Below are 24,667 nucleotides of genomic sequence, written 5' to 3'. Positions count from 1 at the left end.
ATGCCTACATGAGCAGGTGCTCGCCCGCGTTGTCCCCACCCAGGATCACGTAGTTCACCTTGCGGATATCCAGCAGCTTCTTGCCGCCCGAGTAGCTGATCGAGCTCTGGATGTCCTGCTCCATCTCGGTCAGCGTGTCGGCGAGCTTGCCCTTGATCGGCTCCAGAATCCGTTTGCCTTCCACATGGCGGTGCTCGCCCTTGTTGAAGTCGCTCGCCGAGCCGTAATACTCCTTGTAGAGCTCGCCATCCACCTCGACCGTCTGGCCCGGGGACTCTTCATGACCGGCAAAAAGTGAGCCGACCATCACCATGGTCGCGCCGAAGCGGATGCTCTTGGCGATGTCGCCGTGGCTCCTGATGCCGCCGTCGGCGATGATGGGTTTGGTGGCCACGCGCGCGCACCACTTGAGCGCCGAGAGCTGCCAGCCGCCGGTGCCAAAGCCGGTCTTGAGCTTGGTGATGCAGACCTTGCCGGGGCCTATGCCGACCTTGGTGGCGTCCGCGCCCCAGTTTTCCAGATCGATCACCGCCTCGGGCGTGCCAACGTTGCCGGCGATGACGAAGGTCTGTGGCAGGTGCTGCTTCAAATACCCGATCATGTCGCGCACGCTGTCGGCGTGGCCGTGGGCGATGTCGATGGTGACGTACTCCGGTGCCTGGCCCTCGGCCTTGAGGCGGTCCACCGTGGTGTAGTCCCCTTGCTTGACGCCCAGGGAGATCGAGGCGTAACAGCCCTTGGCGTGCATGTCTTTCACGAACTGGACGTTGTCCAGATCGAAGCGGTGCATCACGTAGAAATGATCGTGCTGCGCCAGCCAGACGCAGATACCCGCATCCACCACCGTCTTCATGTTGGCAGGGACGACGGGCAGGCGAAAGCGCCGCCCGCCCAGTTCGGTGCTGGCATCGCACTCCGAGCGGCTGTTCACGCGGCACTTGCGCGGCAGCAGCAGAATGTTGTCGTAGTCGAAGATTTCCATGGTTCCAAGCTCCGTTGAGGGGGTGGCCGCCGCGCAGTTTCGCGGCGGCCGGGCGCTTGGCTTGGTTCCGGCTTCAGCGCCATCAGGGCGCAAAAAAACCGGGCGTCAAGAAACTTGGGCCCGGTGGTTGATTGTACCGAGTCTGCCCGTTCAAGGGTGTCTCAAGGTCATTGCGTCATGCCCGGCGTCAGCCGGTGTCATTTCGTCATCGCGCTCGGCTTCTCGCGCCGGGTCAGACGCCGGAGCCCCAGCCACTGCTGCGTCCAGAAGCCGCGCCCGTAGTCGCGCCCCACCTCCACTTGATCGCGGATGCCGGTAGCCTCGAATTGCCCGGCGTAGTCGGCCGAGCCCAGAAGACTGTCCCACCACGGGAACAGCACGCCGAAGTTCACGCCCTTCAGGCGCCCGCGCGTGCCCGCTTCATGGCCTATGCCGATGGCGTGGTGGCGGCGGTGAAAGCGCGGGCTGATGACAAGGCGCTCGCCCACGCGCCCGAAGCCCCAGCGCAGGTTGGCGTGCTGCAGGCTCTGCGCAAGCTGCGAGATGGCCACCAGCAGGATGAACTGCGAGGGCGCGACGCCGATCAGGATGGCGACGAGCACGAAGATCGCGTCGGTGAGCGCGCTGTCGAGCAGGTGGTTGCGTTCGTCGCTCCACATCGTCATCTGGCGCTGGCTGTGGTGCACGGCGTGCAGCTGCCACCACCAGTCCCATTGGTGCTGCGTGCGGTGCACCAGGTAGCCGATGAAGTCGAAGATCACCAGATAGATGCAGAAGCTCACCAGCGCCTGGTCGGTCACGCCGGGCCAGAGCTCGTCGATGTGCAGCGTCGGCATGCCCTGCGTGCGCAGCACGCCTATGCCATCGGTGAGCCAGCTCTCCACCGTGAAGAACATCGCCAGCTTGAAAAACCCCAGGCGGTGCAGCAGCGTGTAGAGGATGTCCACGCGGATGGCGGCGCGGTCTTTCACGGGCTCCACCGGCCACAGCCGCTGCGCCGGGCCGATGACGAGCAGCAGCGTGGCGATCTGCAGCAGCCCGGCGATCAGCCAGCCGGTGGCGGTGTAGCCGTCTTCGAGCAGGTTGCCCAGGCCCAGCGAGAACGAGGCGGGCTCGATCAAGGTCTCGAACAGCCATTCCTGCGCGTTGGTAAAGAGGGTGGAGGGGTCGATCATTTGGGTTCCGCGCCCTGGTGCTGCGCGATCCAGTGCAGATAGTCGGGGTGCTCGCGCAAGGTGCGAAAGCACAGGCCGCGCGCCTTCAGGCCTTCAATCAGGGGCTCCAGCACGGCCGGTGCCCAGGGGTCGTGGCGCGACCAGATGCCCAGGTGCGCCAGCAGGATGTCGCCGGGGCGGATGTTTTTCAGCGCCTGCTGCAGCAGGGTTGGGTTGGGGTAGCGTTCGCTGGGCAGTTCATCGCCGAGAAACCCGGCGCTGGACCAGCCCACATGCCGGTAGCCGCAGCGCTTGGCCGCCGCCAGCAGCGCGGGCGAGGTCTTGCCGCCCGGCGCGCGGTACAGAGGCAGCGTGGGCTTGCCCGTGATCTCGTGCAGGCGCGTGGCCGCATGGCGGATGTCGGCGCAGTATTGCTGCTCGGTCCAGATCAGGCGCTTGCCCGCATCGGGCCCGGCCGTGGGCTGGATGCGAAAGCGCGCCTCGCCGCGCTCGGCGGGCAGATCGCCCCGCCAGACCGCGTGCTGCCAGGTGTGCGAGCCGAACGCATGGCCTTCGGCGGCACGTTCGCGCCACCACGGCGCCCAGAAATCGCCCAAGCTGCCATCGCCCTGCTGCGTGCGTTCGTTGGCGGCGAAGAAGCTCACCTGGATGTGCTGGCGCCGGAGCACTTCGGCGACGAAATGGGCAATGCCCATGTGGCCGGTGTCGAACGTCAGATAGACGGCGTTGGTGCAGGGTTTTGACACATTTTCGGCTTCAGAGCTTGCCCATAAAGCGCTTGCAGCTATCAAGCCAATAGCGTTTCTGCGCAGCATGGCGGTGGCTCAGATGCGTGTCGCGTGGTCCAGCGTCCAGACGCCGTGGGGCGACTTGCCCACCTTGACCTGCGTGATCACCGCGCGCTTGGCCACGTCGATCAGCGTGAGCTTGCCGGCCCAGCGCGAGCCGACCATGATGAGCGAGCCGTCGGCCGACACATCCATGCAGTCCGGCCCCGAAGGCGCCGGAAACTCCGCCACCACCTTGAGCGTGGTGTAGTCGATCTGGCTGATGGTGTTGGCCACGCGGTTGCTCACCAGCACATGCCGGCCGTCGCCCAAGGCCCGGAAGGCGTGCGCGCCCTTGCCGGTGGGGATCATGCCGCTGGCCTGGGGCGCCTGGCCGGGCGCGATGTCGAACACCTGCACGCCGGTGCTGCCCGTGAGGCCCACCAGCAGGTGCTTGCCGTCGGGCGTGCCGAACACGTCGGCGGGCCGGCTGCCGGTCTGGACGCGGTGCGTCAGCTTTTGCGTCGCCAGGTCGATGGCCACCAGTTCGTCGCTGTCCTGCATGCTGGACCACACGGTGGTGCTGCCGGCGTCTACCCACAGGTGGCTGGGCGTACGACCGGTGGGGATGCGCTTGGCCAGTTCGGGCTTGCTGCCATCCCAGCGGTAGAGGTCGATGTGGTTGAGCCGGTTGGCCGCGGTGATGAACCAGCGCATGTCCGGCGAAAAGCGCAGGTGGTAGGGGTCGATGATGCCGCGCAAGGTGCGCTGCACCTCGGCGGTGCGCGGGTCTATGAAGGTGAGTGAATCCGAACCGGCATTGGCCACGATGACCGATTTCTCGTCGGGCGTCATGTACAGGTGGTGCGGCTCCTTGCCGGTGGCGATGCGCCGCTCTTCCACCCAGCGGGTGGCGTCGATCACGCTGACCGAGCCGCTCTGGGAGTTCAGCACCAGTACCGGCGGACGCGGCGCCGCCTGAGCGGTGGGCAGGGCGACCGCCAGGCCGCTGGATGCGGCAAGCGCCAGCACCTGGCGGCGCGAGGGCGAAACAGGGGGAAAAGCAGTGTGTGAGTGCACAAAAACCTCGGCGCGGCGCGCGAGTCTACTGCGCCGCGCGGGCGGTTTTGGCTTTGGCTGTGGTGCCGTTGCGGTTTTTACAATGCCGCATGCTTGCCGACCACCGCGCCACGGGCGCCGCTCCCGCTTCGCCGCCGCTGCTGGCGCACCTCAACCCCGAACAGCTCGCCGCCGTCACCCTGCCCGCGGGGCATGCGCTGATCCTCGCGGGCGCCGGTTCGGGCAAGACCCGCGTGCTCACCACGCGCATCGCCTGGCTGCTGCAGACGGGGCAGGCCGCGCCGGGCGGCATTCTGGCCGTGACCTTCACCAACAAGGCGGCCAAGGAGATGCTCACGCGCCTCGCGGCCATGCTGCCCATCAGCGTGCGCGGCATGTGGATAGGCACGTTTCACGGCCTGTGCAACCGCATGCTGCGCGCGCACCACAAGCTGGTGGGTCTGCCGCAGGCGTTTCAGATTCTGGATGCGCAGGACCAGATATCGGCCGTCAAGCGTCTTTTGAAGGCTTTCAATGTGGATGACGAGCGCCATCCGCCCAAGCAGGTGGCCTGGTTCATCAACGGCTGCAAGGAAGAGGGCCTGCGCGCCGCCAAGGTGCCTGCGCCCAACGAGGAGACGAAGAAGCGCGTGGAGCTTTACCAGCTCTATGAAGAGCAATGCGCGCGCGAGGGCGTGGTGGACTTTGCCGAGCTGCTGCTGCGCTCCTATGAGCTGCTGCGCGACAACCCGGCGATCCGCGCCCACTACCAGCACCGCTTTGCGCACATCCTGGTTGATGAATTTCAGGACACCAACCGCCTGCAATACCTCTGGCTCAAAGCCCTGGCGGGCGATGTGGTGGACGGCAAGCTGGTGACGCACGGCAGCGTGATGGCGGTGGGCGACGACGACCAGAGCATCTACGCCTTTCGCGGCGCGCGCGTGGGCAACATGCAGGATTTCGTGCGTGAATTTGGCGTGGGCCAGCAGATCAAGCTCGAAGAAAACTACCGCTCGTACTCCAACATTCTGGACAGCGCCAACGCCCTGATTGCGCACAACAGCCGACGCCTGGGCAAAACATTGCGCACCGGGCAGGGCCCCGGCGAGCCGGTGCGCATCTACGAGGCCGAGAGCGACCTGATGGAGGCGCGCTGGCTGGTCGATGAGGTGCGGCAACTGGTGCAAGGCGGCATGCCGCGCCAGCAGATCGCGGTGCTCTACCGCAGCAACGCGCAAAGCCGCGTGCTCGAAACCCAGCTTTTCAACGCCGGAGTGCCCTACCGCGTGTATGGCGGGCTGCGCTTTTTCGAGCGCGCCGAAATCAAGCATGCGCTGGCGTATCTGCGCCTTTTGGAGAACCCGCATGACGATACGAGCTTTGCCCGCGTGGTGAACTTTCCGCCGCGCGGCATAGGCGCGCGCACGCTGGAGACGCTGCAGGACAGCGCCCGCACCAGCGGCTGCTCGCTCTGGGATGCGGTCAGCAGCGTGGCGGGCAGCGCGGGTGCCAAGCTCGGCAGCTTCGTCGCGCTGATCGACGTGCTGCGCGAGAGGAGCGAGGGGCAGACGCTCTCGGCCATCATTGCCCAGGTGATAGAGGAAAGCGGCCTGGCGCAGCACTACCGCCAGGACAAGGAGGGCGAAGACCGCCTCGCCAACCTCAAGGAGCTCGTGAGCGCCGCCGAGAGCTTCGTGATGCAGGAGGGCTTTGGCCGCGACGCGGTGGCGCTGCCGGTGGACGAGACGGCAGCCACGCTCACCCAAAGCCCGGTGAGCCAGGGGATCGATCCCGATGCACCCATGGAAAGCGGTGCGATCGACGAGCCCACGGGCGAGACGCTTTCACCGCTGGTGGCCTTCCTCACGCACGCGGCGCTGGAGGCGGGCGACAACCAGGCGCAGGCCGGGCAGGACGCGGTGCAGCTCATGACGGTGCACGCGAGCAAGGGGCTGGAGTTCGACGCGGTCTTCCTCTGCGGCCTGGAAGAGGGCCTGTTCCCGCACGAAAACGCGATGAGCGACAAGGATGGCCTGGAGGAGGAGCGCCGCCTGATGTACGTGGCCATCACCCGCGCGCGAGCGCGCCTGTACCTGAGCCACGCGCAGGTGCGCATGCTGCACGGGCAGACGCGCTACAACGTCGCCAGCCGCTTCTTCGACGAGCTGCCCGAGCAGGCGCTCAAGCACCTCACACCCAGGCGCAACATGTTGGGCACTTCCAATATGGGAGCTGGTAGCGCACGCCAAACAAGCGATAGAGGCCGATTTGACCTGGATTTTGGAAGTGGCCCGCTGCCCGCGCGCAAGGAAGCACCCGCGCACGGCATTACGTCGGGCGCGCAGGTCTTTCACTCCAAATTCGGCGAAGGCAAGGTGCTGGCGATTGAAGGCAGCGGCGACGACGCGCGCGCCCAGGTGGCGTTTGGTCGCCACGGCACCAAGTGGCTGGCGCTGGCGATAGCGAAGCTCACGGTGATTGAATGAAAAATCATGGGCATCGGCGCTGCGGGCTCCTTCCCCCTCTGGGGGAAGGGTGGGATGGGGGCTGCGGGCGCCTGCACAGGCCCGGTGCTTGATGTATCGCCGTCCGCCCCCACCCCCGCCCTCCCCCGGCGGGGGAGGGAGCCTGACGCATGATGGCGAACCTTCCGGTCAACTCGTCATTCGCTCGCACAACCACTCATGCGCCGCATATCCCCCCTCGAACCGCTGGTGATGCTGGGCACCGTCGTGCAGTGGCTCATCCTCGCGATGGCCACGGGCGCGCTGGTGGGTACGGGTTGCAGCATCTTTCTCGGGGCCTTGTTCAAGACCGAGGGCCATTTGTACGACGCGCCCTGGTGGGTGCTGGCCGTCCTGCTGCCGCTGGGGGGGCTCGCCAATGGCCTGCTGCTGTACTACGCATGGGAAAAGCGCCGCGGCAGCCTGCACGACGAGCCCATCGTCGCGGTCAACGAGCAGGAAGGGCGCATGCCGTTCACCACGCTCTGGGTCAAGCCGGTGGCGGCGCTGATTACGCTGGGCTGCGGTGGCTCGGCGGGCAAGGAGGGGCCTTGTTCGCACATAGGCGCGAGCGTGGCTGCGGGCGTGGGGCAGGTGTTGCATTTGAACAGTGAGCTGCGCAAGCGCCTGGTAGCCTGCGGCGTGAGCGCGGGGTTTGCCAGCGTGTTCGGCACGCCGATTGCCGGGGCGATCTATGGGGTGGAGATGCTGGCGATCGGCCGCATCCGCCACGATTTTCTCTTTCCCGGCATCGTCGCGGGCGTGACGGCTTTTGTCGTGAGCCGCTGGTGGGGCGTGCCTTACCCCGAGTTTTCGATCGCGTTCGAGGCGCGCTTCACGCTGCTGCTGTTCCTGAAGACCGTGCTCGTGGGCGTGCTCTGCGGCCTGGCGGCGCTGGTGTTCGTGGAACTGCACCGTGCGGTGCGTGCCGCCTTTGCCTGGCTGCACCGGCGCACGGGGCTGTGGCCGCCGCTGGCGCCGTTGATCGGGGGCGTCTTGATGGCCGTGCTGCTGCTGGCGGTGCCGGTGGATTTCGTCGGCCTGTCGCTGCCGGTGATGGACAGGGCGCTGGCGGGCGAGAGCGTGCCCGCGCTGGGCTTTCTGTGGAAGGCGCTGCTGGTGGCGCTCACGCTCGGCTCGGGTTTTTACGGCGGCATCGTCACGCCGCAGTTCGTGATTGGCGCGGTGGCGGGCGGGGCCTGCGCGCCGCTGCTGGGCCTGGCGTCGGCGCAGGGGGCGGCGGTGGGGCTGGTGGCGGTGGTGGCTGCAGCTTCGAATACGCCGGTGGCGGCGCTCATCATGGGGGTGGAGCTGTTTGGCGCCGGTTCGATCTGGTACGTGGCGGGTGCCTGCGCGGCGGCGTATCTGGTCATCGGGCACCGCAGCGTCTATCCGGCGCAGCACCTGGCGTATTCCAAATCGGCCTGGATCGTGGCATCACCCGATGAGCCCGTGGGCAACGAGAAGGTGCAGCTTTCCTACGGCTTGCTGCGCTGGTGGCGCGAGCGGCTGCGCCAATTGCGGCTCTGGCACAGAGAGCGGCCTGGGCGGCGCTGACGCCGTGCCCAGGCGGCCTACGCCCGTCAGCCCAGCAGGCGCGCCTGTCCGGACTGGGCCGTGAGGTAGCCCACCGAGGCTGCGGCCTTGCTTTTGTAGTGCTTGTCGATCGCGGCATCGGCGGCGTCCTTCACCGCCTGCGCCGTGGCCTTGGTGTATTCGCCCGCGTGCTGGAAGCTGCTCAGGATGTAGGTCCAGCCGTTGAGGTCGTCCACGCCGTGCAGGCCGGTCGATTCGGCGCCGGCCGGGCACGAGAGCACACGCGCCAGCGACCGGGTGTCCACGTTGTAGGCCCACAGGTAGTTGTTGACGTGCTGGCCGCTGTCCTCGCCGATGAACAGCGTGCGCGACTTCTCGGAGAACTTGAGGTTGTCGGCCTGCGAGATCTTGTCCTGGGCGTCCGTGTTGCCCAAGGCGTCGGCTGCGGCAAGCTGCTCGCCGGCCAGCAGCAGACTGGTTTCGGTCGGCACCCATTCGCTGTCGATGGCCGCGCCCGTGTCGTCCTTCTGGCCGCCGCCCAGCTTGTGCTGCAGCACGTAGCCGGCCGTGCTGGACTTGAAGCCCGCCAGGCTGGCCACCGGCGCTGCACCCGCGGGCGCGTTGAGGGGCAGTTCCTTGTTCTGGGCGCTGCCCGCGACCAGCGAGGCGGTGCTCCCGGAAATCGCCGTGTAGGCGATCTTGTCCCTGGCGTTGACCGTGGTCCCCTCCATCTTGTTGAAGACCAGGCTGCCGCCCTTGAGTGCCGCGTAGCGGTGCGTTTCCAGGAAGGCGGCGGCCTTTTCCTGTCCGGGCTTGAGCTTGACCCAGGCGCTCTTGTTGCTGAGCTTGATTTCGGTGAAGCCGGCGTCGTTCGGGTTGGCCGTGGTCGAGGCGAAGATGCCGTTTTCCTTGATGGCGCCGCTGGCGGTGACCGTGGTCAAGGTACTGTCGTTGATCAGCGCCTTGATTTCGTTGCTGCTGGCCTTGCCCAGCTTGATCCACTGGATCCTGCCTGTGGCCGTTTCATTGAGCGCGGTGGTGTACTTGGCCACGTAGAGCGTGCCGGAGGAGAGGTCGCCCGCCTTGTCGGCCACGAACAGGAACAGGCCGCTGTTGTTGGCGTCGTCGCCGCCCAGCACGGTGCGCTGGTCGGGGAACACCTGCACCAGCTCACGCGAGTAGCGGCCCAGGTTGTAGTGCTTCCTGAAATCCGCCGTGCCATCGGCCTTCACCGTGACTTCGGGCAGATGGCCGTACCAGTAGGGGTTGGCCGTGTCGTTGCCAAAGGCGTTCTGGCTGAAGGCCTTCAGCATCGCCAGCTTCTGGTTGTCGCCCTGGTCGAAGGCATCGGGGTGGTATTCCTCGCTGGACAGGTGGGTGCCCCAGGGCGACAGGCTGCCGCCGCAGGGAATCCACAGGCCCTTGGCGTCGTTGGCGAAGGTGTTGACGTTGTGGTAGCTCTTGAGCGTGAGCTTGCCGGTGCCGGGGTCCTGGTTCAGCGCCAGCACGGCGATGGGCGAGGGCAGTATGCCGTAGGCGTTGGAGTTGTACTCGAACTGCACCACGGCATGGACCGTGTTGGCCGGGGCGCCGGCGACGCTGAACAGCGAGGAGCCGTCCACGCAGTCGGAGAAGATCTGGCCGGCCTTCGTCCATTCGGCGGGCGCGCTGGCCTGGTTGTAGCCATCCAGCACGGCCGGCGAGCCATCGGCGGCCTTGATGGTGGTGATGGGGTTGCCATTGGCGTCAAAGTAGCCGCCGGCGACGATCGTGCCGCCGCCGGTCTTGTTCACGCTGTCGCCGGTGTTGAAGAAGGTCTGGTAGCCCAGTGCGAAGGACTGGGTGCTGTTGTCGCTGTAGGTGATCTTCAGCGACGATTTGACGGTCGTGGTGGCCAGTTCGGCGGCGGAGGCCAGGCCCGGCGCGGGGAAACCGACGAACTCGGCGGATTTGAAGGTGGCGATCGGTGCATCGCCGCCGCCGCCGCATGCGGCCAGCAGGCTGGCGGTGGAGGCGCCGGCGCCCAGGGGCAGCAGCGGCATGCCGGCCAGTAGTTGCAGGGTCTTGCGGCGGGTGGTCGGGGGAAGTTGAGGCATTGGCTGTCCTGAAAAAGGTGGTTTTTCAGCACGGCCTGGCGCGCAATGGCGCCATCGGCCGTGGATGAAGCGAAAAGCGGACAAGGCCGGTTTTCTGCCGCCAGATGCTAGGAAGCCGATGTGACGCTGGTTTGACCGTTCGATGACACCGCCGTGTCAGCGGTACGCGCCGTCGCGCGCCGCTGCCCCATTCAGGCGTGCAGCGGCTTGAGCGCCCCGGCCCAGCGCAGGAGTTCGTCCAGCATGGTCCTGGCCGAGGCATCGATCAGCTCGTTGGAGGCAAAAACACCGTCCTGGATCAGGCTGCCCACCATGGGAACCGCCACGCCTTCGGGCAGCGGCATGAGCTTGAGCGTGGTGGCATGCAGCTTGGCGATCTGCACCGAGCGCAGGCCGCCCGAGACGCCGCCGTAGCCGACGAAGCCGCAGGGCTTGTAGTTCCATTCCTTGTAGACGAAATCCATCGCGTTGGTGAGCGTGGGCGGCGGCATGTAGTTGTATTCGGGCGTGACGAACACGTAGGCGTCGGCCGCGGCGACGCTCTGGGCCCAGCGGCGCGTGTGTTCGTGCTGGTACTGCTGCATGCGCGGATGCACCGGCTCGTCGTACAGCGGCAGCTGGAAATCCGCCAGGTCGACCAGCTCGGCATCCAGGCCGCCATGCTGGCGCGCGAAGCCGTTGAACCAGCGCGCGACCGACGGGCCGACGCGGCCGGGGCGGGTGCTGCAGATGATGGTGTGAAGCTTCAGGGGCATGGCAGGTCGTCCTTGCGGAGTTGAAAGAAACCAGGGCCGGCGAGCAAAGCCCGCGCGGCGAAAAAGGGCGCAGGCTGCTCAGGCAGCGGGCGCGGCCGCCGGAGCATCGAAGCAGTCGCGGAAGGTGAAGACCACCGAGCTGAAGAACATGGCGGCGAGCGCGATGGCTGAGACGAGCATCAGGCTGGTGGCAGCTCCCAGCCCCAGGCCAGCCATGCTGAGCATGGCGACGACCAGGCTGACCACGATGCCCAGGGCCATGAAGACGCCCATCCAGCCCAGTTCGAACAGCATGAATGCGCCGAGGTTGCGCCAGCAGGCGACGATGCTGAAGAACAGCGCCTTCACCGGCGGCACCGCGTGCCAGTGCACCAGGCCGGGCGCGTGCCAGAACAGCAGCGACAACGGCATGTACAGCAGCATCGCCAGCCACATCGCGCCCTGGAACGCGCTTGACTCGACCATCTCCTGCGTCGGCGCCTTGGCTCCGAGGTAGACGGTCGCGAACTCACCGCCGTCCACCAACGCCGAAAGCGCGATCACCAGCAGAAAGCCGGCGGCGTAGAGCAGCCCCAGCACCGCCATGGCGCGCGCACGTTCGCGGCCAGTGCGAAACGCCACCAGCAGCAGCGTGGGCAGCGGGCGCTTGCCCAGATGGGCCTCCGCGGCCCCTGCCATCATCACCAGCGTCACCGTGGGCAGCATGGCCAGCGCCAGCACGGTGCCCACCAGCGGGATCAGCGTGGCCAGCGTCATGCAGGCCATGCACAGGAAGAACAGGACGCTGAGCGCCAGCGGCTGGCGCAGGAACACGCGCACGCCCAGTCGTACCCAGAGAAAGCCCGTGCGAGGCGGGACGATATTGAGTTTCATGCGGGAACGTAATGCAAGCGCGAGCGACTGTAACCCAGAGGGCGGGGTCGCCGGGGTTTCAGGGGCACACCGGGTGCGTCACGCGCTCGCGCAGCACGCGCTCGAAGTGCGTCGGATCGTGGGGCTTGAGCATGTGCGCGTCACGCGGCAGGTAGAAATCCCACAGGCGCGAAATCCAGAAACGCAGCGCACCCGCGCGCAGCATGGCGGGCAGCAGGCGGCGTTCCTGCGCCGTGAGCGGCCGCACGCCCTGGTAGGCGGCCAGCAGGGCGTCAAAGCGTGTCGCATCGTGCCTGCCCGTGGGCAGGGCTATGCACCAGTCGTTGAGCGCCACCGCCAGATCGAACAGCAAGCTATCGACCCCGGCGAAGTAAAAATCGAAGATGCCGGTCAGTCGCTCGCCCTCGAACATCACGTTGTCGCGAAACAGATCGGCGTGCACCGGTCCGCGCGGCAACCCCGCGTACTCAGGGCTTTGCGCGACGTGGTTCTGGTAGGCCAGCTCGGCCTGCAGCAGGGCGGCGGCTTCGGCGCCGATGTGCGGCAGCACCTCGGGCACGGTGGTGTTCCACCACGCCAGGCCGCGCAGATTGGGCTGCTCGCGCTCGTAGCCGCGCGCCGCCAGATGCATGCGCGCGAGCGTCGCGCCCAGCGCGCTGCAGTGTGCTGGCGTGGGCGCGAGCTGGCTGCTGCCCGAGAGACGCGTGGCCAGCGCCGCCGGCTTGCCGGCCACGGTGAAGAGGATGTCGCCGTCCGCATCGCCCTGCGGGTCGGGCACCGGGATGCCCTGGTGCGCCAGGTGCTTCATCAGGTGCAGGTAGAACGGCAGCTGCGCGTGGTTCAGGCGCTCGAACAGCGTGAGGACGTAGCGCCCCGCAGTGCTGGTGACGAAGTAGTTGGTGTTTTCTATGCCGCCCTCGATGCCGCGCAGCTCGGTCAGTTCGCCCAGGCGCAGGCGCTGCAGCAGGCTGTCGACGTCGGATTCGGAAACAGGGGTGAAAACGGCCATGGAGCGGGCGCGGCGCAGCCGAAGCGCAAGAGAAAAGGGATCAGAAACGGCCCAGGTTCCAGACCCGGGTGCCGTCGTTCGGGCGTACCTCGTAGGCGGGCAGCTTGTCGCCGACCTTGGGCTGCACGGTGATGAATTTGGTCTCGCCGCCCACGCGCAGCTCATCGATGCGGCTGCCCGCGTCTTCGATCACGATGCGCTCGATGCGCTGGCCTCTATCGGTGCCGGCTGCTTCCGATTGTGATAGCTGCCCACCCTTGTCTGACAAGGGCTGACCGGCATTTTCTTTGGAATTTTGCGCCAGCACGGCAGTAGCGGCCAGCGCCGAGATGGCAAGAAGAAGGAGTGCGCGCATGATGGTGCCGATTGTAGGCGGCGCGGGCGGCATCAGCGCGCGGCCGCCTCGTCGTCCACCGCCTTGCGCACCGCCTGGTAGAAGGCTTCGCGCGCGTCGGACGCCGGGTTGTTGGCGGCGCCCGCCTTGTCCCAGTCGGCGTTGACCGCGATGACGAGCTGGCGCGCTGGGTCGATGAAGATGCCCTGGCCGAAGATGCCGCGTGCGGCAAAGGTGCCGTCGTCGTAGGTCCACCACTGGTAGCCGTAGCCGCGCCCCGGCTGGCCGATATCCGCCTGCTTGGAAGTGGCGGCCTTCAGCCAGCCGTCGGACACGATGCTCTGGCCCTGGACCATCGCGCCCTCCAGAATGAACTGGCCCATGCGGGCAAAGTCGCGCGGGGCCGCCTGCAGGCAGCAGCCGCTGATTTCCTTGCCGGATTTCGACAGCAGCCAGGTGGCCTGCTGCGCCATGCCCGCGGGCTGCCAGATTTTTTCCTGCAGGTATTCGGTCAGCGGCTTCTTGATGGCGGCCATCAGCATCAGGCCGACGAGGTTGGTCTCGCCGGTGCTGTAGTTCCAGTGCGTGCCGGCGGGCGCGGCGCGCGGGAGCTTGCGCATATAGCTCACCAGCGAATCCACGCCGGGCTCGGGCACATGGTTGTTGAAGCGCGCGACATCCGAGCTGGGGTCGCCGTAGTCCTCGTTCCACTTCACACCCGAGGTCATGGTGAGCAGTTGCTTCACCGTCACATCGTCGTAGGCCGAGCCCTTCATGTCGGTGAGGTAGTCGCTCACCTTGTCGTCCATGCTCTTGATGAGACCGTCTTTCAGCGCCGCGCCCACCAGCGTGGAGGTGAAGGATTTGGCGACGGAAAAGCTGGTCCAGCGCCCGTCCTTGTCAAACCCCAGGCCGTAGCGCTCCAGCCGGATCTCGCCGTCCTGCAGCACGATCACCGCGGCGCTGTGCTGGCCCTGCATGAAGGCGTCCAGATCGAGGCCGAGCTTGAGCGGCTTGCCCTCGGGCAGCGGCCGGGGCTGGGCCGAGGGCTGCGCCGTGTGCCATTTGGCCAGCAGGCTGATGCGGTCCATCGCGCGGAAGGCCGCGTCGCGCTGCTTCTGGCTCCAGAACAGCAGATCGCGGTTGGTGGGGAAGGTGGCGATCAGGCCGCGGGTTTCCTTGTCCAGGCTGAACCAGCCGATGGCGCCCGCGACCACGATGAGCGCGATGAGGGACAGCAGGATGCGTTTGAGTGTTTTCATGGTGTTGCTGTTCCTGCTGCGATAGCAGGTGCTCCAGCAGGGCCGGGTCGATGGTGCTATTGTGAATAATACTGGCGTGCAAGGCTGGCACAGTCTGGCAGACGCGCCCAAGACCACTTTTTTCGAGAGATACATCCCATGCCCAACACCACTGCGGAGCTGGAGCAGCTCCTGATGCAGCACACGCTCGATGATCCGCGTGTGCTGCAGGCCGCCGAGGCGGCGGCCGACCACCGTATCCTGCCCAACGCCACCGTGCTCAAGATCGGCGGTCAGAGCGTCATCGACCGAGGCCGTGCCGCGGTCTACCCCCTGGTCGATGAAATCGTGGCGGCGCGGCGCCAGCACACCTTGATGATCGGCACCGGCGCGGGCACCCGTGCGCGCCACCTCTATTCCATTGCCGCCGGGCTGGGCCTGCCCGCCGGCGTGCTGTCGCAGCTGGGGGCCTCGGTGGCGGACCAGAATGCCGCGATGCTGGGGCAGTTGCTGGCCAAGCATGGCATTTCGGCGGTCAGCCATGCGGGCATGTCGTCGGTGCCGCTGTTTCTGGCCGAGGTCAACGCCGTGATCTTCAGCGGCATGCCGCCCTACGGCCTGTGGATGCGCCCGGCGGCCGAAGGCGTGATTCCGCCCTATCGCACCGATGCGGGCTGCTTCCTGGTGGCCGAGCAGTTTGGCTGCAAGGCCATGATCTACGTGAAGGACGAGGACGGCCTGTTCACCGCCAACCCCAAGACCTCGAAGAACGCCACGCTCATTCCCAAGATTTCGGTCGATGAAATGAAGGCCAGGGGCCTGCACGATTCGATCCTCGAATTCCTGGTGCTCGATTTGATCAAGGCGGCGCGCCATGTGCGCGAAGTGCAGGTGGTCAACGGCCTGGTTCCCGGCAACCTGACGCGCGCCCTGGCGGGTGAGCATGTCGGCACCATCATCACCGCAGATTGAGGAGACGGCCATGGCGCAGACCAATACCATCAAGCATGTCGCCTCGGCCCTGGCACGCCAGACCCTGCAGGACAGCACACTCACCCGTCCGGTGGCGGACAAAACCCCCATCCGCATCCTGCCCTGGCTGCAGGTGGTCAAGATTGGCGGACGCGCCATCATGGACCGCGGCCCCGAGGCCATCCTGCCCGTGGTGGACGAGCTGCGCAAGCTCTTGCCCGAGCACCGCATGCTGATCCTGACGGGCGCGGGCATCCGCGCGCGCCACCTCTACAGCGTGGGTCTGGACCTGGGCCTGCCGGTGGGCTCGCTGGCGCCGCTGGCGGCCAGCGAGGCCGGGCAGAACGGCCACATGCTGGCGGCGCTGCTGGCGCCCGATGGCGTGTCCTACATCGAGCCCCCCACCATTGCCAGCCAGCTGGCCATCCACCTGAGCGCCGCGCGCGCGGTCGTGGGCAGCGCGTTTGCGCCCTACCACCACCATGAGTTTCCGCACTCGCGCCTGCCCATGCACCGTGCGGACACGGGCGCCTTCCTGCTGGCCGATGCGCTGGGCGCCGCGGGGCTGACCATCGTCGAGGACGTGGATGGCATCTGCAGCACGGATCCGAACGGCCCGGACGGCGACAAGGCGCAATGGCTCGGCGAAACCAGCCACGCCGAACTGGCGCGGCATACGGGTTCGCTGCCCGTCGATCGGGCACTGATCGACGTGATGGCCAACGCTCGCCACATTGGCCGCGTCCAGGTGGTCAACGGCCTGGTGCCCGGCCGCATCACCGCGGCACTGCGCGGCGAGCATGTGGGCACCTTGATCCGCACGGGTGCCTGCGTGGATTGAGTGGCCGGGCGGGCCGTACCGGGTTTGAGGAGGTTCCAACCCGGCACAATGGCCCCATGAGTGACACACCGCTACTGCTGCTGGTCGATGGCTCCAGCTACCTCTACCGCGCCTACCACGCCATGCCCGATCTTCGTGCCGTGCCGGGCGACCCCACGAGCCAGCCCACGGGCGCCATCCGCGGCATGATCAACATGCTGCATGCGCTGAAAAAAGAGCATGCCGCCCGGTACGCCGCCTGCGTGTTCGACGCGCACGGCCCGACGTTTCGCGACGCGCTTTACCCCGAGTACAAGGCCAACCGCTCCCCCATGCCGGACGACCTGCGCGCGCAGATCGAACCCATCCATGAGGTGGTGAAACTGCTGGGCTGGCCGGTGCTGAGCGTGCCGGGCGTGGAGGCCGACGACGTGATAGCGACCCTCGCCACGCGCGCGGCGGCGCAGGGCATAACGGTGGTCGTCTCCAGCGGCGACAAGGACCTGAGCCAGCTGGTGAACGAGCGCATCACCATCATCGACACCATGAACGGCAAGCGCCGCGACGTGGCGGGCGTGACGGCAGAGTTTGGTGTGCCGCCAGCGTTGATGGTGGATTTTCAAACCCTGGTGGGCGACGCGGTGGACAACGTGCCCGGCGTCACCAAGGTCGGTCCCAAGACCGCCGCCAAGTGGCTGCTCGAATACGGCTCGCTCGACGCTTTGATTGCCTGCGCCGGCGAGGTCAAGGGCGCGGCGGGCGAGAACCTGCGCGCCGCGCTCGGCTGGCTGCCCATGGGCAAGCGCCTCGTGACCATGCGCGTGGATTGCGATCTGCAGGCCGAGGTGCCCAGCCTGCCTGCTTTGGATTCGATAGCTGTAGGCGCAGAACAGATGGGCGATTTGCGGCATTTTTATGCCAAACATGGCTTCAAGGGCCTGGCGCGCCAATTGGAGGCCAGCGAGACGCCCGCCACCAGTGGCGATTTGTTCATCGACGCGCAGGCGAGCGAAACGGCGGTGCAGGCGCAGCAGCGTGATGTGGATTACGACGTGGTGCTCTCCTGGCCCGAGCTCGACGCCTGGCTGGTCAGGCTCATGGCCGCGCCGCTGGTCGCCTTCGATACCGAAACCACGTCGCTGGATGAGCAGCAGGCGCGCATCGTCGGCATCAGCTTCAGCGTGGAGCCGGGCAGCGCCGCCTACGTGCCGCTGGCCCACGAAGGCGTGGACGTGCCCCAGCAGTTGCCGCGCGATGAAGTGCTGCAGCGCCTCAAGCCCTGGCTGGAAAGCGCGGCGCACGCCAAACTCGGCCAGCACATCAAGTACGACCAGCATGTGCTGGCCAACCACGGCATCACCGTGCGCGGCTATGCGCACGACACCATGCTGCAGAGCTATGTGCTGGAAGTGACCAAGCCGCACAACCTCACCAGCCTGGCCGAGCGCCACACTGGGCGCACCGGCATCAGCTACGAAGACCTGTGCGGCAAGGGCGCCAAGCAGATTCCGTTTGCCCAGGTGCCAGTGGAACAGGCCGCGGCCTATTCCTGCGAAGACTCGGATCAGACGCTGGACGTGCACCGCGTGCTCTGGCCCCGGCTGGAGCAGGATGCCAGGCTGCGCGCGATCTACGCGCTGGAAATCGCCAGCAGCGAGACGCTGTTTCGCATCGAGCGCAACGGCGTGCTGGTCGATGCAAAGAAGCTTGCCCAGCAAAGCCATGAGCTTGGCATGCGCATCATGGCGCTTGAAAAAGAAGCCTATGAATTGGCGGGGCAGCCCTTCAATCTGGGGTCACCCAAGCAATTGGGCGAAATTTTCTTCGACAAGCTCGGCATGCCCGTCGTGAAGAAAACCGCCACCGGCGCGCGCTCGACCGATGAAGAGGTGCTGGAAAAGCTTGCGGAAGACTACCCGCTGCCCGCCAAGCTACTGGAGCACCGCAGTCTCTCCAAGCTCAAGAGCACCTACACCGACAAGCTGCCCACGCTGATCAACCCGGCGACGGGCCGCGTGCATACCCACTACGCGCAGGCGGTGGCCGTCACAGGGCGGCTCGCCAGCAACGACCCCAATCTGCAGAACATCCCCGTGCGCACGGCCGAGGGCAGGCGCATCCGCGAAGCCTTCATCGCGCCGCCGGGCCGCGTGATCGCCAGTTGCGACTACAGCCAGATCGAGCTGCGCATCATGGCGCACATCAGCGGTGACGCGGCGCTGCTCAAGGCCTTTCACGATGGCGTGGACGTGCACCGCGCCACCGCGGCCGAGGTGTTTGGCGTCGCGGTCGATGCGGTCAGCAGCGAGCAGCGGCGCTACGCCAAGGTCATCAACTTCGGCCTGATCTATGGCATGAGCAGCTACGGCCTCGCGAAGAACCTGGGCCTCGACAACACGGCCGCCAAGAACTACATCGATCGTTACTTTGAGCGTTACCCCGGCGTCAAGCGTTACATGGATGAGACAGTGGATCTCGCCCACCGCCAGGGCTATGTCGAGACGGTGTTCGGCCGACGTCTGTACCTGCCCGACATCAACGGCGGCAGCGGCCCGCGCAAGAAGGCCGCCGAGCGCGCCGCGATCAACGCACCCATGCAGGGCACGGCGGCCGATCTCATCAAGAAGGCGATGGTGGCGGTGCAGGCGCGGCTGGATGCCGAAAAGCCCGAGATCCTCATGATCCTGCAGGTGCACGACGAACTGGTCTTTGACCTGCCCGAGGCGGATGCCGACTGGGTGCGCACCGAGGTGCCGCGCCTGATGGCGGGCGTGGCGGAACTGGCGGTGCCTTTGGTTGCGGAGGTGGGGGTGGGTGCCAACTGGGAAGAGGCGCATTGATGTTGCCCCATGCCTGAGCGGCAACTGCGCCGTTCTGCCCGTGTCCTGCTCTTGTGGCTGGGCTGGTGCGTGGTCTGCATGCTGTTGGCGCTGTCGGGCCAGGCGCAGACGAAGGGCAGTGCGCCTTCCGCGCAGCCCGGCGGCCTTTTGGCCCAATCCTGGTGGCGCGACCCGGGTGGGCAGACCACTTTCGAGCAGGTGCGCAGCCAGCAGTTTCAGCCCTACCAGGGCATTTTCAGTCGGGGCTATTCTGGCTCCGTGGACTGGCTGCGCTTGCGCATTGCGGCCAGCGCGCAGCCCGTTGCGCTGCTGGTATCGCCCCCATGGCTCAATGAGCTCACGCTGTTTGACCCGGCAGTGGGCCGCGCACCCCAAACCGTGGGTGACCGCTACCCGGTCGATGCCAACGCCTGGCCGGGACCGGGGTTTTCGTTCGAGCTGCCCGCCGCCAATGCGGATCGCGATGTGTGGCTGCGCGTGCAGAGCACGAGCGCGCACATCGTCAGCCTGCAGGTGGCCAGTGCGCAGCAGGCTCCGTCGCTCTTCATGCAGCGTACGGTGGAGCCAGCGATCTACCTCACCCTGATGGTCGTCATGTTCGTGGTGCTGCTTGCCAGTTGGTGGTTGCAGCGCGACAGGGTGCTGGCCGCCTGGCTGCTGCGCCATGGCGTGGTCAGCTTTTATATCGCCGGTTATTACGGCTTCCCGGCGCTGTGGTTCTCCGGTTGGCTGGCACCCTCGGTGCTGGACAGGATGTTTTCCATCAGCGTGCTGCTGGTGCTGCCGCTGTCGGCCATTTTCGATATCGAGCTGCTGCGCACTTACCGGCCGGCGCGGCTGTGGTTTCGGGCGTTGTGCGCGTTGCCCTGGCTTGGGGCGGCGCTGCTGCTGCCCTTTGCCTTGGGGTGGGAGCGCCAGGCATTGCAGGCCGGGGTGGCCTTGCTCATGCTGGGCACCGTCGTCGTGTTTTTCGTGGCTGCCTCCTGCAAGCCGCCGCAGGATGTGCAGCAACTGGTGGCCAAGCGCGTGCTCGTGGCTTTTTATGCCTTGGCCATGGGGGCGCTCTTCATTGGCCTTGCCACGGTCTTGCGCCTGCTGCCGCCTGCGCCCTGGACTTTGCAGCTCATCATCTGGCACAACCTCTTTACCGCCGGCGCCATGACGGTGCTGCTTTTCGTGCGCAGCCAGCGCTGGGCGCGGCTCAACGAACAGATGCGCTGGGAGCTGCAGCGTGCCACCGAACGCCTGCAGCAGGAGCAGCAGCACAGCCAGGAGCAATCGCACTTTCTGCACATGCTCATGCACGAGCTCAAGACACCCCTGTCCGTGGTCTCGCTGGCGCTTGGTGCCCGGCGCGATCGTGAGGCCAAGCTGGGCGACGCCGCGCAGGCCGTGCGCGACATGAAGGCGATTCTTGAGCGCTGCCTGCAGACCGACCGGTTGGACGCCACCGCGCTGCAGCTGCAGAGGCAGGATGTGGATATGCGCGCACTGCTGGGCGAGCTGGCGGGCGCCATTGAAGGCTTGGCCGGGCGCATGCAGCTCGGTTGCAGCGTGCCCGCCGTGGTGCATACCGACAGGCAGCTGCTGGTCATCGTCCTGACCAATCTGCTGCACAACGCTGCGGCGTACAGCCCGGCGCAGACCCCCGTTGCCGTCCAAATGCAAAGCGTGCCGCAAGCGGGGGCAGAGGGTTTGCGGCTCACGGTCTCCAATCTACCTGGCACAAGCGGCTGGCCCGACCCGCAGCGCCTCTTCGACCGCTACTGGCGTGCGCCCGGTGCCACCCCATTTCCCGGTACCGGCCTGGGCTTGCATCTGGCCCAGAAACTGGCCCAAAGTCTGGGGGGCGAGTTGCGCTACCTACCCAGCCCTACCCACATTTGCCTTGAACTATGGATACCCCAACGCCTGCGCTGAACATTGTGTTGGTGGAAGATCATCCGACGCTGCGCCAGCTGCTGGTGGATACCTTGCGTGACGAGGGGCATGAGGTGGTGGGGCTGGGCTCCGCGGAAGAGCTCGATGAACGCACGCTGGGCCTGCCTGTGGATGTTTTTCTCCTGGACCTGAACCTGCCCGGTGAAGACGGGCTGAGCCTGGCCACGCGCCTGCGCGCGGTGTATCCGCTGGCGGGCATCGTCATGGTCACCGCGCGCAGCGAACTGCAAGACAAGCTCGCCGGTTACGCGCGCGGTGCAGATCTGTACCTGACCAAACCCGTGGAGCCTGCCGAGCTGTGCGCCGCCGTGGCAGCCATGGGCCAGCGGCGCGTGCGCATGGAGCGCACCTTCGCCGCAAGCGGCACGCCGTCGGCGCATCTTGTCTTGCATCGGGCCAGTGGCATGCTGCGCCAGCCGGGGCGCGAACCCATTCATCTGACGGTCAGTGAAGCCACCCTGCTGGCGGCCCTGGCGCTGGCACCGGGCAGATCACTGGCCTACTGGCAGATTGCCGAAATCCTGGGACTCGATCTTGAAATCTATGCCAAATCCAGCCTGGAGGTCAGGCTGGTGCGGCTGCGCAAGAAATTGCTCACGCTGGGTGCGCCTTCCCCCGGCATAGAAGCCTTGCGCCAGGAAGGCTATCGGCTGTGCACCGGGGTAGATATCGTCTGAAAAAAGCCACTTTGAAGTGCCTGTTTGTTCGCCGAGGCAGGCAGCGCAGGTTTTGGTAGGTTTTGGTAGGGTTTCTGCCAGAGCGCTGGCTAGCATGCCTGCAACCAATTGTGTTGCCGTTGACCAGACATGCCTGCACCCCGATACCCCACCGCGCATTCGAATAAACCTTGGAAACACCTGCTGCGCCATGGCGCGCTGCTGCTGTCGACGCTGCTGCTTGGCGGGCAGGCTGCGGCGCAGTGCACAGGCACGACCACTGACACCGTGCAAAGTGGCACGGTTCAGCGCCTCAGCAATTACACGACGGCGTGCAGCGGCAATCTGACCATTGCCAGCGGAACCTCGGTCAGCGCACTGGTGGTGGGCGGCGGCGGCGGTGGGGGCGGCGGCCGCAAAGGCGACGATGGCGGCGGTGCGGGCGCGGGCGGCGGCGGCGGCGGGGTCGTACTGGGCAGTGTGACCTCCTCCGGGACGGTTTCCATTGCGGTCGGCGCCGGGGGGACCAAGGGCATTTATTCAGACGCAACCAACACGTTGACAGCCGCAACCGGTGGCGGAACCAGTACGCTGGGTTCGTTGGTGGCCTCTGGCGGCGGCGGTGGCGGGTCGCATCCTGGCGGTAGCGCGTATTCGGTGTTTGGTGGTGCAGGCGGCGGGGGCAGCGGCGGTGCTTCAAATATTGCAGGAGTCATCGGAGCAACCGGTTACGCCGCTAATACGGCGAGTGGGAACACTGGGTTAGGAGCCACCGGCGAGGCTGCGGGTGCCGCGGCATGGCAGGCATTTGCGGGCAGCAACTATTGCATTGGCGGCGCTGGCGGCAGTGGTCACGGTGTTTACTCTGGCAATACCAATCCAGGGGCGAAGGGGTCGGGGTGCCCTGGTGGTGCGCGCTCTGGTGGCGATGGTGAGTTTGGCAACAATGCCTGGACCGGAACGAGCAGCGGACGAATCAACGGCATCAATGGCACGGGCGGCGGCGGTGGCGGCGGCGGGTTCGTCGCCTCGGGCAGCGGACAAGGCGGCGGCAACGGGGGCACGGGTCGGGTGGTGGTCAACTACCCACTGGCATCGCTGGCGCAAAGCACCTTGGGTGCCGGCAGCACCAATTTGGCTACCGGCGGCGCAGCCACAGCCATCACCTTGCAACTGAAGACCGCTGCGGGCGTGGATGTGCCCACGGGTACCACCTTGCCGGTGGTGTTCACCGTGAACAATGGCGCCGCGACGCTGAGCGCCTTCACCAATCATGGCGACGGCACCTACACCGCCACGCTTACCCCGGTGGCACAGGGCACGGTGGAAGTGTCGGCAACCTTGGGCGGTGTCGTTGTGGGCAACACGGTGCAGATCAACATCATCACCGTGCCCGTGGCGAATAACGTCACCCATACGGCGACCTACGGCGGTGGGACCACTGCGGTGACGCTCAACATCACGGCCGGCACACCCGCCTCCGTAGCGGTGGCCACGCAGGCAAGCCACGGCACGGCCACGGCCAGCGGTACCGGCATCACCTACGCGCCCGCAGCGGGCTATGCGGGCCTTGATAGCTTTACCTACACGGCCAGCAACGCGGGCGGCATGTCCGCAGCCGCCACGGTCAGCGTGATGGTGAACCCGGTAGCGCCCGGCGCACCTACCGCCGCCACGGCCACGGCCGGTAACGGGCAGGCCACAGTGAGCTTCACCGCACCGGGTTTTACCGGCGGTGCGTCCATCACGAGCTACACAGTGACATCCAACCCCGGCGGCTTTACCGGAACCGGCACATCATCACCCATCGCCGTCAGCGGGCTGGCCAACGGTACGAGCTACACCTTTACGGTCACGGCCACCAACAGCGCGGGCACGGGGGCGGCTTCGGCGGCGTCGAACAGCGTGACGCCCAAGGCCCAGCAAACCATCAGCTTCGCCACCCCCGGCGCGCAGAACTTCGGCACCTCGCCCACACTGACTGCCACGGCGCCAGGCGGCGCAGTGACCTTTACCTCAGCCACCACTGGCGTCTGCACCATCACCAGCGGCGGCGCGCTGAGCTTTGTCACCGCAGGCAACTGCACCATCAACGCCGACCAGGCGGGCAACAGCAGTTACTTGCCTGCACCACAGGTCAGCCAAACCTTCACCGTGAACGCAGCGCTACCCGGCGCACCCGCCGCCGTTACAGCCACGGCGGGCGACGGGGAAGCCACGGTGAGCTTCACAGCCCCAAGCGACACCGGCGGCGCGCCCATCACTGGCTACGAGGTGGCAGTCAACCCGCCGGACGTGGGGCCGGTCAGCGGCACCGGCTCGCCCGTCACCGTCACAGGGCTGACCAATGGCGTGAGCTACACGTTCACGGTGAAAGCCGAGAACACGGCGGGCTGGGGCGCGGATTCCGCCGGCTCCAACGCCGTAGTGCCGCGCCTGCTGCAAATGACATCGGCACCAGACGCGGTGCCCGGCATGGTGGGCACCGCCACAGCCACGCTGGCGGGCGGCGGCCCCAACTGCACACTGCTGGCAACTGGCGGATTTGGCCCCGCCACCCAAGTGCCGCCGCAGATGCGGGCACCCTATGGGCAGTTCAGTTTCACGGCCTCGCATTGCAACAGCGATCCGCTGACGATCACCCTGCACTACCCCGAACCGTTGCCCGTGAACGTGGCCTTTCGCAAGCCCAACGGCGCGGGCGGCTGGTTTGACCCGCAGAATGCCGCCACATCACTGAACCTGACGCTGGATGCGAGCCGCACGACGGTGACCTACAACATCACCGACAACGCCCTGGGCGATGCCGATCCCACCCCCGGCACCATCTCCGACCCGCTGCTGCCCGTGGTGCCGCTGGCTGCAGGCAGTGCGGCAGCCATTCCCACGCTGAGCGAATGGACGCTGGTGCTGCTGTCGGTTCTGTTGGGCCTGCTCGGCATACTGAGCAGGCGCCCTGTACAGACCACCCAATAGTTGGGGGGCACATGGACGCACTTCAATTCAACCAGGAACTGGATCGGTGCTTAGACGCCACTGGACTCGTCGACAAATCTTGCTTCATCCAGCTTGCCGACGCCTATGGCCATGGTGGGGCAACATCC

At 66.5% G+C, this 24,667-nt stretch carries 18 protein-coding genes; 8 read left to right on the top strand and 10 right to left on the bottom strand.

What is annotated here, in order from left to right; all coding sequences use genetic code 11:
- Positions 1-4 precede the first annotated feature (4 nt).
- From K320_RS0103730 to K320_RS0103715, 4 genes are all read right to left on the bottom strand, one after another.
- Positions 5-982, bottom strand: coding sequence for a GMP reductase (locus tag K320_RS0103730; RefSeq protein ID WP_024537538.1), 978 nt, complete (start codon positions 980-982; stop codon positions 5-7).
- A 197-nt stretch (positions 983-1,179) separates the two neighbouring features.
- Positions 1,180-2,157 (bottom strand): sterol desaturase family protein, encoded by a 978-nt coding sequence (locus K320_RS0103725; protein WP_024537537.1) that lies wholly within the window; start codon positions 2,155-2,157, stop codon positions 1,180-1,182.
- On the bottom strand, positions 2,154-2,972 hold the full coding sequence (locus K320_RS0103720) for a polysaccharide deacetylase family protein (RefSeq protein WP_029695778.1): 819 nt from the start codon (positions 2,970-2,972) through the stop codon (positions 2,154-2,156). Before K320_RS0103720 ends, K320_RS0103725 begins: the two co-directional genes overlap by 4 nt.
- A 9-nt stretch (positions 2,973-2,981) precedes the next feature.
- A complete protein-coding gene (locus K320_RS0103715; RefSeq protein WP_024537535.1) occupies positions 2,982-3,956 on the bottom strand; it encodes a YVTN family beta-propeller repeat protein in 975 nt (324 codons plus the stop codon).
- Positions 3,957-4,093: 137 nt separating this feature from the next.
- Here K320_RS0103715 and K320_RS0103710 point away from each other — a divergent pair, with 137 nt between their 5' ends.
- Together K320_RS0103710 and K320_RS0103705 are read left to right on the top strand one after the other, a co-directional pair.
- On the top strand, positions 4,094-6,472 hold the full coding sequence (locus K320_RS0103710) for a UvrD-helicase domain-containing protein (protein WP_024537534.1): 2,379 nt from the start codon (positions 4,094-4,096) through the stop codon (positions 6,470-6,472).
- A 198-nt stretch (positions 6,473-6,670) separates the two neighbouring features.
- Entirely contained in the window at positions 6,671-8,047 is a 1,377-nt protein-coding gene (locus K320_RS0103705) for a chloride channel protein (RefSeq protein ID WP_024537533.1), read from the top strand.
- A 26-nt stretch (positions 8,048-8,073) separates the two neighbouring features.
- Here the strand turns inward: K320_RS0103705 and K320_RS0103700 are convergent, their stop codons facing one another.
- The 6 genes from K320_RS0103700 to K320_RS0103675 all read right to left on the bottom strand — a co-directional run bounded on the left by K320_RS0103700 (position 8,074) and on the right by K320_RS0103675 (position 14,355).
- Entirely contained in the window at positions 8,074-10,122 is a 2,049-nt protein-coding gene (locus K320_RS0103700; protein ID WP_024537532.1) for a PhoX family protein, read from the bottom strand.
- Between the two features lie 191 nt (positions 10,123-10,313).
- Positions 10,314-10,877 (bottom strand): NADPH-dependent FMN reductase, encoded by a 564-nt coding sequence (locus K320_RS0103695; protein ID WP_024537531.1) that lies wholly within the window; start codon positions 10,875-10,877, stop codon positions 10,314-10,316.
- Positions 10,878-10,955: 78 nt separating this feature from the next.
- Positions 10,956-11,750 carry a BPSS1780 family membrane protein gene (locus K320_RS0103690; protein WP_024537530.1) on the bottom strand — a complete coding sequence of 265 codons (795 nt, stop codon included), beginning with the start codon at positions 11,748-11,750 and terminating at the stop codon, positions 10,956-10,958.
- A 58-nt stretch (positions 11,751-11,808) separates the two neighbouring features.
- Positions 11,809-12,759, bottom strand: a complete 951-nt coding sequence (locus K320_RS0103685) for a homoserine kinase (protein ID WP_024537529.1) — start codon at positions 12,757-12,759, stop codon at positions 11,809-11,811.
- A 40-nt stretch (positions 12,760-12,799) separates the two neighbouring features.
- Positions 12,800-13,114, bottom strand: a complete 315-nt coding sequence (locus K320_RS0103680) for a hypothetical protein (RefSeq protein ID WP_024537528.1) — start codon at positions 13,112-13,114, stop codon at positions 12,800-12,802.
- A 32-nt stretch (positions 13,115-13,146) separates the two neighbouring features.
- Complete coding sequence (locus tag K320_RS0103675) at positions 13,147-14,355, bottom strand: serine hydrolase domain-containing protein (RefSeq protein WP_024537527.1); 1,209 nt, start codon at positions 14,353-14,355, stop codon at positions 13,147-13,149.
- A 138-nt stretch (positions 14,356-14,493) separates the two neighbouring features.
- On the opposite strand from K320_RS0103675, the gene K320_RS0103670 reads away from it, so the two are divergent.
- The 6 genes from K320_RS0103670 to K320_RS18325 all read left to right on the top strand — a co-directional run bounded on the left by K320_RS0103670 (position 14,494) and on the right by K320_RS18325 (position 24,539).
- Entirely contained in the window at positions 14,494-15,306 is an 813-nt protein-coding gene (locus tag K320_RS0103670; protein WP_024537526.1) for an amino acid kinase family protein, read from the top strand.
- A 10-nt stretch (positions 15,307-15,316) separates the two neighbouring features.
- A complete protein-coding gene (locus K320_RS0103665) occupies positions 15,317-16,147 on the top strand; it encodes an amino acid kinase family protein (protein WP_024537525.1) in 831 nt (276 codons plus the stop codon).
- A gap of 56 nt (positions 16,148-16,203) precedes the next feature.
- Positions 16,204-18,966: a DNA polymerase I gene (gene polA, locus K320_RS0103660; protein WP_024537524.1), complete on the top strand. Its 2,763-nt coding sequence runs from the start codon at positions 16,204-16,206 to the stop codon at positions 18,964-18,966.
- 9 nt (positions 18,967-18,975) lie between these two features.
- The gene (locus tag K320_RS0103655; RefSeq protein WP_024537523.1) at positions 18,976-20,886 is read left to right on the top strand and encodes a sensor histidine kinase; all 1,911 of its coding nucleotides are present in this window, start codon (positions 18,976-18,978) and stop codon (positions 20,884-20,886) included.
- An 11-nt stretch (positions 20,887-20,897) separates the two neighbouring features.
- Entirely contained in the window at positions 20,898-21,584 is a 687-nt protein-coding gene (locus tag K320_RS0103650; protein ID WP_169730028.1) for a response regulator transcription factor, read from the top strand.
- A 129-nt stretch (positions 21,585-21,713) separates the two neighbouring features.
- Positions 21,714-24,539 (top strand): beta strand repeat-containing protein, encoded by a 2,826-nt coding sequence (locus tag K320_RS18325; RefSeq protein WP_156913801.1) that lies wholly within the window; start codon positions 21,714-21,716, stop codon positions 24,537-24,539.
- Positions 24,540-24,667 lie beyond the last annotated feature (128 nt).

It is taken from the genome of Comamonas badia DSM 17552, assembly GCF_000484635.1.
In the GTDB taxonomy this organism is placed as follows: domain Bacteria; phylum Pseudomonadota; class Gammaproteobacteria; order Burkholderiales; family Burkholderiaceae_C; genus Comamonas_C; species Comamonas_C badia.
Note: the sequence above shows the minus strand (reverse complement) of the source record. Positions and strands in the feature narration are given on the sequence as shown.